Source organism: Pseudomonas sp. NPDC096950, assembly GCF_044762525.1.
Classification (GTDB): Bacteria; Pseudomonadota; Gammaproteobacteria; order Pseudomonadales; family Pseudomonadaceae; genus Aquipseudomonas.
The window spans coordinates 24,267-33,543 of record NZ_JBIWEL010000031.1 but is presented as its reverse complement, the minus strand read 5'-3'; the positions used below and the strand labels follow the sequence as shown (position 1 = coordinate 33,543).

Sequence of the window (9,277 nt, the reverse complement as noted above, 5' to 3'; positions counted from 1 at the left end):
TTCCTTAAGGAACGCGTTCGCTTCGTTAAGCTGAACGGCACGCGGGGGTACCGACATGATGCAACACCTTTGTTGTTAAAAATATCAATCATTGATCTCTTCGGATTCCAGTCAACCCGAACGGCATGCCGAAGTCAAGCGAGGCCTTTTTTGCCCTAAAAAAGCGCTCGTGAGGCTTTTTTGAGGCACTTTGGGGCGTTTTTATGCCTTCGAGCGCTTTGGCGCCCGCGGGCTTGAGCGGGCCGTGTTGTATTTTTTACGGGGGTGTTGTGTAAAAAAATGAACAAGGCTAAGCTCGATTCAAACCCATAACAGCAATAATACCGGGGTGCTTCATGTCTCGCCTGCCGTTAATCGGCGTCGCCGTCTGCTCTGGGCAGAACGGTCTGCATGCTTATCACATCAGTGGCGATCGTTGCGTTCACGCCAAGGCCTTCATTGCCAATGGCGTGCCGTCGACTCTTCCTTCCCCGGTGGCCTCGCTGGCCCCGTCCGATATTCTGGACGGTCTGCACGACATTCTCTTTACTGACCTTACACCCAATATAGAACCGTTTCGCTTCAGCGGCCCGACCCTTGTGTCGAGCCCTGCTCATGATTCTGCACGCCAGTCTACGCTCTCCCTGACCCACGGCATGGTCGCGGCGAGTGTTTGTGCGCGGCCCTTGCAATGGCAATCTGTAACACGCGACGCCGATGCGTCAAACAACGCCTGACTAATAAGAGTCAGGACACTCAGCCCAGAGGCATTTATGAGTCACAACCTCGACCAGCTCACCGATTGGTTGAAAGACCACAAGATCACAGAAGTCGAATGCATGATCGCCGACTTGACCGGGATCACCCGGGGCAAGATTTCGCCGACCAACAAGTTCATCGCCGAAAAAGGCATGCGCCTGCCCGAGAGCGTTCTGTTGCAGACCGTGACCGGCGACTATGTCGAAGACGACATCTATTACGAACTGCTCGACCCGGCCGACATCGACATGATCTGCCGCCCGGACGCGAACGCGGTGTTTCTGGTGCCTTGGTCCATCGAGCCGACCGCTCAGGTGATCCATGACACCTACGACAAGCAAGGCAACCCGATCGAGCTGTCGCCGCGCAACGTGCTCAAGAAGGTCCTGAAACTCTATGCCGACAAGGGCTGGCAGCCGATCGTGGCGCCGGAAATGGAGTTTTACCTGACCAAGCGCTGCGAAGACCCGGACTTCCCGTTGCAACCGCCGATTGGCCGTTCCGGTCGTCCGGAAACCGGTCGCCAGTCGTTCTCGATTGAAGCGGCGAACGAATTCGACCCGTTGTTCGAAGACGTCTACGACTGGTGCGAATTGCAGGAACTGGACCTCGACACGCTGATCCACGAGGACGGCACGGCGCAGATGGAAATCAACTTCCGTCACGGCGATGCCCTGTCCCTGGCTGACCAGATTCTGGTGTTCAAGCGCACCATGCGCGAAGCCGCGCTCAAGCACGACGTGGCGGCGACCTTCATGGCCAAGCCCATGACCGGCGAGCCGGGCAGTGCGATGCATATTCACCAGAGCATCATCGACCTCGAGACCGGCAAAAACGTCTTCTCTAATGAAGACGGGACCATGAGCCAGTTGTTCCTGCACCACATCGGTGGCTTGCAGAAACTGATTCCGGAATTGCTGCCGCTGTTCGCACCCAACGTCAACTCGTTCCGCCGCTTCCTGCCTGACACCTCGGCGCCGGTAAACGTGGAGTGGGGCGAAGAGAACCGCACCGTGGGCCTGCGAGTGCCGGATGCCGGGCCGCAAAACCGTCGGGTGGAAAACCGCCTGCCGGGCGCCGACGCCAACCCGTATCTGGCGATCGCCGCGAGCCTGCTCTGCGGCTACATCGGCATGGTCGAAGGCTTGAACCCAAGTGCGCCGGTAGTCGGTCGTGGCTATGAACGCCGCAACCTGCGCCTGCCACTGACCATCGAAGACGCGCTGGATCGCATGGAAAACAGCGCGACCATCGAGAAATACCTGGGCAAGAAATTCATTACTGGCTACGTCGCGGTCAAGCGGGCCGAGCATGAAAACTTCAAGCGCGTGATCAGTTCGTGGGAGCGGGAATTCCTGCTCTTTGCCGTCTGATGCGCCGGGCGCCGCTGCACTTGGCGGCGCCCTCTACTGGAATCTTAGGAGAATTCGCATGACCAGCAACAACCCGCAAACCCGTGAATGGCAAGCCCTGAGCAGCGATCACCACCTGGCCCCGTTCAGCGACTTCAAACAGCTTAAAGAGAAAGGCCCGCGCATCATCACCAGCGCCAAGGGCGTTTACCTCTGGGACAGCGAAGGCAACAAGATCCTCGACGGCATGGCCGGCCTGTGGTGCGTCGCGATCGGTTACGGTCGTGATGAACTGGCTGACGCCGCCGCCAAACAGATGCGCGAACTGCCTTACTACAACCTGTTCTTCCAGACCGCTCACCCGCCGGTGCTGGAACTGGCCAAGGCCATTTCCGACATCGCGCCGGAAGGCATGAACCACGTGTTCTTCACCGGTTCCGGCTCCGAAGGCAACGACACCATGCTGCGTATGGTCCGCCACTACTGGGCGATCAAGGGCCAGCCGAACAAGAAAGTCATCATCAGCCGCAAGAACGGTTATCACGGTTCCACCGTGGCCGGCGCGAGCCTGGGCGGCATGACGTATATGCACGAACAAGGCGACTTGCCGATCCCGGGCATCGTCCACATCGCCCAGCCGTACTGGTTCGGTGAAGGCGGCGACATGAGCCCGGAAGAGTTCGGTATCTGGGCCGCCAATCAGCTTGAAGAGAAGATTCTGGAAGTCGGCGTGGACAACGTCGGTGCCTTTATTGCCGAGCCGATCCAGGGTGCCGGTGGTGTGATCGTGCCGCCTGACAGCTACTGGCCGCGCATCAAGGAAATCCTCGCCAAGTACGACATCCTGTTCGTGGCGGACGAAGTGATCTGCGGTTTCGGCCGTACCGGCGAGTGGTTCGGTAGCGATCACTACGACCTCAAGCCCGACATGATGACCATCGCCAAAGGCCTGACCTCCGGCTACATCCCGATGGGTGGCCTGATCGTGCGTGACGACGTGGTGGCGGTGCTCAACGAGGGCGGCGATTTCAACCACGGTTTCACCTATTCCGGGCACCCGGTGGCCGCTGCGGTGGCGCTGGAAAACATCCGCATCCTGCGCGAAGAAAAAATTATCGAGCGCGTCCATGCCGAAACGGCACCCTATTTGCAAAAGCGTCTGCGGGAACTGAGCGATCACCCGTTGGTGGGGGAAGTGCGCGGTGTAGGCATGTTGGGGGCCATCGAACTGGTCCAGGACAAGGCCACTCGCAAACGTTACGAAGGTAAGGGCGTCGGTATGATTTGCCGCACCTTCTGCTTCGACAACGGCCTGATCATGCGCGCCGTGGGCGACACCATGATCATTTCCCCGCCATTGGTGATTACACCGGCGGAAATCGATGAGTTGGTGACCAAGGCACGAAAGTGCCTGGACCTGACCCTGAGTGCGTTGCAGGGCTAAGTGCTAGGCTCTGGGCGAGGTGTGCGGTCGACACTTCGCCCAGTGCAAATAAAGGATGGGTCTTTCCTTGAAAGCCTGCCTCGGAACTTGCCAGACTACCGGTTGTTCGGATGCCCAGTAACAGGCCGCTGAGCGCGTGGTTAAAAAGAAAAATTGGAGCATTACCCACATGAAGGCATTAGGTATGAAGATAGCTGGCAAGACCCTCCTCGCCATGTCCCTGATGGGCGTGATGGCGGGTGCAGTACAGGCCGATGACAAGGTGCTGCACGTGTACAACTGGTCCGACTACATTGCACCGGACACCATCGCGAACTTCGAGAAAGAGTCCGGCATCAAGGTGGTGTACGACGTTTTCGACAGCAACGAAACCCTGGAAGCCAAGTTGCTGGCAGGCAAGTCCGGCTACGACGTGGTCGTGCCGTCGAACAACTTCCTCGCCAAGCAGATCAAGGCCGGTGTTTACCAGGAGTTGGACAAGTCCAAGCTGTCCAACTACGGCAACCTGAACAAATCGCTGCTTAAAGCGGTTTCCGTCAGCGACCCGGACAACAAACATGCCTTCCCTTACATGTGGGGCTCGATCGGCATCGGCTACAACCCGGAGAAAGTCAAAGCCGCGTTGGGCGTCGACACCATCGATTCCTGGGACACCCTGTTCAAGCCTGAAAACATCGCCAAGCTCAAGGGCTGCGGTGTGAGCTTCCTCGATTCGCCGACCGAAATGATTCCGGTCGCCCTGCATTACCTGGGCCTGCCAACCGACAGCCAGAAGAAAGACGACATCAAGAAAGCCGAGGAACTGTTCCTCAAGATTCGTCCTTCGGTGACCTACTTCCACTCGTCCAAGTACATCTCCGACCTGGCCAACGGCAACATCTGCGTAGCGGTCGGCTACTCGGGTGACGTGCAACAAGCCAAGTCCCGTGCTGCTGAAGCCGGTGACAAGGTCAAAGTCAGCTACGCCATTCCGAAAGAAGGCGCTGGCAGCTTCTACGACATGGTCGCGATTCCGAAAGACGCGGAAAACGTCGACGGTGCCTACAAGTTCATGAACTACCTGTTGCAGCCGAAAGTGATGGCCGACATCACCAACGCCGTGCGTTTCCCTAACGGTAACGCCGAAGCGACCCAGTTCGTGAGCAAGGACATCACCTCGGACCCGGGCATCTACCCGACGGCCGATGTGCAGGCCAAGTTGTATGCGATTGCCGATTTGCCGGCGGCCACCCAGCGTGACCTGACTCGCAGCTGGACCAAGATCAAATCCGGTAAATAAGCCGGTTTGAGGCAACAACCTGTTGCCGCTGCCTGCGCGGTGGCGGCAACAGGAACAATTAAATGACAGAAAGTTTTGCTGGAATGGTTTATCGAGGGTAAGTTGCGCGCCGGTTTTGTTGCCAGGCAGCCATGGCTGTCATGTCACGCGGGGCAACTTGGGCCCAACTAATTTTAGAGGACCTCCACTTGCCTATTTTTTCTTTGTTGCGCAATGCCATGCTGGTCGGCGCGGGGCTGACACTTGCTGTCAGCGTCCAGGCTGCCCCCACTGTGCATATTTATAACTGGTCGGACTACATCGGTTCGACCACCCTGGCCGACTTCCAGAAAGAAACCGGCATCAAGCCGGTGTACGACGTGTTCGACTCCAACGAAACCCTGGAAGGCAAGTTGCTGGCCGGGCGTACCGGGTATGACGTGGTCGTGCCGTCCAACCACTTCCTCGGCAAGCAGATCAAGGCGGGCGCGTTCCAGAAGCTCGACCGCAAATTGCTGACCAACTACGCGAATCTCGACCCGGTGCTGCTCAAGCGCCTGGAACAGAACGATCCGGGCAACCAGTACGCCGTGCCGTACCTGTGGGGCACCAACGGCATCGGTTACAACGTCGACAAGATCAAGGAAGTGCTCGGTGTCGACAAGATCGACTCCTGGGGCATGCTGTTCGAACCGGAGAACATCAAGAAACTGCACAGCTGCGGCGTGGCGTTCCTCGACTCCGCCGATGAAATGATGCCGACGGTCCTCAACTACATGGGCCTGAACGCCAACAGCACCAACCCCGAAGACTACAAAAAGGCCGAAGCCAAGTTGCTCGCGGTACGGCCTTACGTGACCTACTTCCACTCGTCCAAATACATCACCGACCTGGCCAACGGCGACATCTGCATCGCGATCGGTTTCTCCGGCGACATGTTCCAGGCCCAGGCCCGGGCCGCCGAAGCCGGCAAAGGCGTGAAGGTCGCCTACACCATTCCGAAAGAGGGTGGGGCTCTGTGGTTCGACATGCTGGCGATTCCGAAGGACTCGGCCAACGTCAAAGAGGCCCACGCCTTTATCAACTACTTGCTCAAACCCGATGTGATTGCACAGGTCAGTGATTCCGTTGGCTATGCGAACCCGAACCCTGGTTCGGACAAATTGATGGAACAGTCCATCCGCACTAACGAATCGGTTTATCCACCGCAAGCTGTCCTCGACAAGACCTACGTGTCGATTGAGTTACCACCGAATATTCAACGTTTGATGACCCGCAGCTGGACCAAGGTCAAGACGGGTAAATAGCTTCAAGGCTCACACTATCCAAGGTTGGCTCACCTTGAGCGAACTGCACTCTTTTTTTTTGGGAGTTTCGTAAATGGCAGTTGCCTCCGGCGCCTATAAGAAAGCCCTCGAGGGCGACCAATCACCGAAACAGGTGTTGGTCAAAATCGACCGGGTCACGAAGAAGTTCGACGAGACGATTGCCGTGGACGATGTGTCCCTGGAAATCAAGAAGGGCGAAATCTTCGCCCTGCTCGGCGGTTCGGGATCGGGCAAATCCACTTTGCTGCGCATGCTCGCAGGTTTCGAACGGCCCACGGAGGGGCGCATTTACCTCGACGGCGTCGACATCACCGAGATGCCGCCGTACGAGCGACCGATCAACATGATGTTCCAGTCCTACGCCTTGTTCCCGCACATGACCGTGGCGCAGAACATCGCCTTCGGCCTCAAGCAGGACAAGATCCCGGCTTCGGAAGTCGACGCCCGCGTGACCGAAATGCTCAAGCTGGTGCAGATGAGCCAGTACGCCAAGCGCAAGCCGCACCAGTTGTCCGGTGGCCAGCGTCAGCGTGTGGCCCTGGCCCGTTCGCTGGCCAAGCGCCCGAAACTGTTGCTGCTCGACGAACCGATGGGCGCACTGGATAAAAAACTGCGTTCGCAAATGCAGCTGGAGCTGGTCGAGATCATCGAGCGCGTCGGCGTAACCTGCGTCATGGTGACCCACGACCAGGAAGAGGCCATGACCATGGCCGAGCGCATCGCGATCATGCACCTGGGCTGGATTGCCCAGATCGGCAGCCCGATCGACATCTACGAAACCCCGACCAGTCGCCTGGTCTGCGAATTCATCGGCAACGTCAACATCTTCGAAGGCGAAGTGATCGACGACGCCGAAGGTCACGCGACCATCACTTGCAAAGACCTCGACCGCCAGATCTACGTCGGCCACGGCATCAGCACCTCGGTGCAGGACAAGTCGGTCACCTACGCGATCCGTCCGGAGAAACTGCTGGTCACCGCCGAAATGCCGACCTGCGAATACAACTGGTCCAGCGGCAAGGTGCACGACATCGCCTACCTCGGCGGCCATTCGGTGTTCTACGTCGAATTGCCGAGCGGCAAACTGGTGCAGTCCTTCGTCGCCAACGCCGAGCGCCGTGGCCAGCGTCCGACCTGGGGCGATCAGGTCTACGTGTACTGGGAAGACGACAGCGGCGTGGTACTTCGCTCATGAACATGCGCAAATTCAAACGCCGCCTCAATCGAATAATTCCCGGTGGCCGCCAACTGGTCATCGGGGTTCCGTTCATTTGGCTGTTCATGTTCTTCATGCTGCCGTTCTTCATCGTCTTGAAGATCAGCTTCGCCGAAGCCGACGTGGCGATCCCGCCGTACACCGAGATCTACAGCTTCATCGACCAGAAGCTCCAGGTGCTGTTGAACCTGGGCAACTACGCGATGCTCGGCGACGACGAGTTGTACATCGCCGCGTACCTCGGCTCGCTGAAGATGGCGCTGATCAGCACCGTGCTTTGCCTGCTGATCGGCTACCCGATGGCCTACGCCATTGCCAGCGCCCGTAAAGAGCTGCAAACGGTGCTGGTGCTGTTGATCATGATGCCGACCTGGACCGCGATCCTGATCCGCGTGTATGCGTGGATGGGCATCCTCAGCAACAACGGTCTGCTCAACGGTTTCCTGATGAGCATGGGCTGGATCGACGAACCGCTGCAGATCCTCAACACCAACCTCGCGGTGTACATCGGCGTCGTTTATTCGTACCTGCCGTTCATGATCCTGCCGCTCTACGCCAACCTGGTGAAGCACGACAACAGCCTGCTGGAAGCCGCGTCCGACCTGGGTTCGAGCACCTTCAACAGTTTCTGGAAGATCACTATTCCACTGTCCAAGAACGGCATCGTCGCCGGCTGCATGCTGGTGTTCATTCCGGTGGTGGGCGAGTTCGTGATCCCGGAACTGCTCGGCGGTCCGGAAACCCTGATGATCGGTAAAGTGCTGTGGCAAGAGTTCTTCAACAACCGTGACTGGCCGGTGGCGTCTGCCCTGGCGGTGGTGATGCTGGCGATCCTGATTGTGCCGATCATCCTGTTCAACCGCAGTCAGGCCAAGGAAATGGAGGGCAAAGAATGAAGAACTTCCGTTTCTCAAGCCTGATGCTGGTGTTGGGTCTGCTGTTCATCTACGCGCCGATGCTGATCCTGGTGATCTACTCGTTCAACGCCTCGAAACTGGTGACGGTGTGGGGCGGCTGGTCGATCAAGTGGTACGTCGGCCTGCTCGACAACACCCAATTGATGGGCTCTGTGGTGCGCTCGCTGGAAATCGCCTGCTACACCGCGATTGCCGCGGTGGCGCTGGGGACCTTGGCGGCGTTTGTGCTGACCCGGATCACCCGCTTTAAGGGCCGCACGTTGTTCGGTGGTTTGGTCACCGCGCCGTTGGTCATGCCCGAAGTGATCACCGGTTTGTCGCTGTTGCTGCTGTTCGTGGCGATGGCGCAGATGATCGGTTGGCCACAGGAACGTGGCATCGTCACCATCTGGATCGCCCACACCACGTTCTGTGCGGCGTATGTGGCGGTGGTGGTGTCGGCGCGCTTGCGTGAGCTGGACCTGTCCATCGAGGAAGCGGCCATGGACCTCGGTGCTCGGCCGTGGAAGGTGTTCTTCCTGATCACCATTCCGATGATCGCGCCCTCGTTGGCGGCGGGCGGGATGATGTCCTTCGCGCTGTCGCTGGATGACCTGGTGTTGGCGAGCTTCGTGTCGGGTCCGGGTTCCACGACCCTGCCGATGGAAGTGTTCTCGGCAGTGCGCCTGGGCGTGAAGCCGGAAATCAACGCGGTGGCCAGCCTGATTCTGCTGGCGGTGTCGATCGTGACCTTCCTGGTCTGGTTCTTCAGCCGCCGCGCCGAAGAAAGCCGCAAGCGTGCGATCCAGCAAGCCATCGAAGAAGGCGCTGCCGATTCCTGGAAGCAACCGGACGTGCGCCGGGCGCAGCAGGCGCCGGAAGCGGCTTGACCTCGCGATGATCGTTCCCACGCTCCGCGTGGGAACGATCATCTTGTGGCCAACCACAAATTCCTGTGGGAGCGAGCCTGCTCGCGAAAGCGGTCTATCAATCGACATCTGAGTCGACTGACAGGGCCTCTTCGCGAGCAAGCCCGCTCCCACAT

Annotated in this window: 8 protein-coding genes; all 8 read left to right on the top strand. The window is 58.6% G+C overall.

Features of this window, described 5'->3' with window-relative positions; genetic code table 11:
* Positions 1–335: 335 nt before the first annotated feature.
* The 8 genes from ACIQY3_RS30640 to ACIQY3_RS30605 all read left to right on the top strand — a co-directional run bounded on the left by ACIQY3_RS30640 (position 336) and on the right by ACIQY3_RS30605 (position 9,122).
* Positions 336–716: a gamma-glutamyl-gamma-aminobutyrate hydrolase family protein gene (locus tag ACIQY3_RS30640; RefSeq protein WP_403027464.1), complete on the top strand. Its 381-nt coding sequence runs from the start codon at positions 336–338 to the stop codon at positions 714–716.
* 36 nt (positions 717–752) lie between these two features.
* Positions 753–2,111, top strand: a complete 1,359-nt coding sequence (locus tag ACIQY3_RS30635) for a glutamine synthetase family protein (protein WP_403027463.1) — start codon at positions 753–755, stop codon at positions 2,109–2,111.
* 58 nt (positions 2,112–2,169) lie between these two features.
* Positions 2,170–3,534 carry an aspartate aminotransferase family protein gene (locus tag ACIQY3_RS30630; protein WP_163910805.1) on the top strand — a complete coding sequence of 455 codons (1,365 nt, stop codon included), beginning with the start codon at positions 2,170–2,172 and terminating at the stop codon, positions 3,532–3,534.
* Between the two features lie 184 nt (positions 3,535–3,718).
* Entirely contained in the window at positions 3,719–4,813 is a 1,095-nt protein-coding gene (locus ACIQY3_RS30625) for a polyamine ABC transporter substrate-binding protein (protein WP_054044566.1), read from the top strand.
* 188 nt (positions 4,814–5,001) lie between these two features.
* Positions 5,002–6,099: a polyamine ABC transporter substrate-binding protein gene (locus ACIQY3_RS30620; RefSeq protein WP_403027459.1), complete on the top strand. Its 1,098-nt coding sequence runs from the start codon at positions 5,002–5,004 to the stop codon at positions 6,097–6,099.
* A 73-nt stretch (positions 6,100–6,172) separates the two neighbouring features.
* The gene (locus tag ACIQY3_RS30615) at positions 6,173–7,315 is read left to right on the top strand and encodes an ABC transporter ATP-binding protein (protein ID WP_403027456.1); all 1,143 of its coding nucleotides are present in this window, start codon (positions 6,173–6,175) and stop codon (positions 7,313–7,315) included.
* The gene (locus ACIQY3_RS30610) at positions 7,312–8,232 is read left to right on the top strand and encodes an ABC transporter permease subunit (protein ID WP_403027453.1); all 921 of its coding nucleotides are present in this window, start codon (positions 7,312–7,314) and stop codon (positions 8,230–8,232) included. Before ACIQY3_RS30615 ends, ACIQY3_RS30610 begins: the two co-directional genes overlap by 4 nt.
* Complete coding sequence (locus ACIQY3_RS30605; RefSeq protein WP_054044560.1) at positions 8,229–9,122, top strand: ABC transporter permease subunit; 894 nt, start codon at positions 8,229–8,231, stop codon at positions 9,120–9,122. The genes ACIQY3_RS30610 and ACIQY3_RS30605 overlap by 4 nt, the downstream gene beginning before the upstream one ends.
* Positions 9,123–9,277: the final 155 nt, after the last annotated feature.

Excerpts from the sequence above, each read along its gene's own strand:
- ACIQY3_RS30605 (WP_054044560.1), top strand. The coding sequence starts at position 8,229 with ATGAAGAACTTCCGTTTCTCAAGCCTGATGCTGGTGTTGGGTCTGCTG.
- ACIQY3_RS30610 (WP_403027453.1), top strand. The coding sequence starts at position 7,312 with ATGAACATGCGCAAATTCAAACGCCGCCTCAATCGAATAATTCCCGGT.
- ACIQY3_RS30640 (WP_403027464.1), top strand. The coding sequence starts at position 336 with ATGTCTCGCCTGCCGTTAATCGGCGTCGCCGTCTGCTCTGGGCAGAAC.
- ACIQY3_RS30615 (WP_403027456.1), top strand. The coding sequence starts at position 6,173 with ATGGCAGTTGCCTCCGGCGCCTATAAGAAAGCCCTCGAGGGCGACCAA.
- ACIQY3_RS30635 (WP_403027463.1), top strand. The coding sequence starts at position 753 with ATGAGTCACAACCTCGACCAGCTCACCGATTGGTTGAAAGACCACAAG.
- ACIQY3_RS30630 (WP_163910805.1), top strand. The coding sequence starts at position 2,170 with ATGACCAGCAACAACCCGCAAACCCGTGAATGGCAAGCCCTGAGCAGC.
- ACIQY3_RS30625 (WP_054044566.1), top strand. The coding sequence starts at position 3,719 with ATGAAGATAGCTGGCAAGACCCTCCTCGCCATGTCCCTGATGGGCGTG.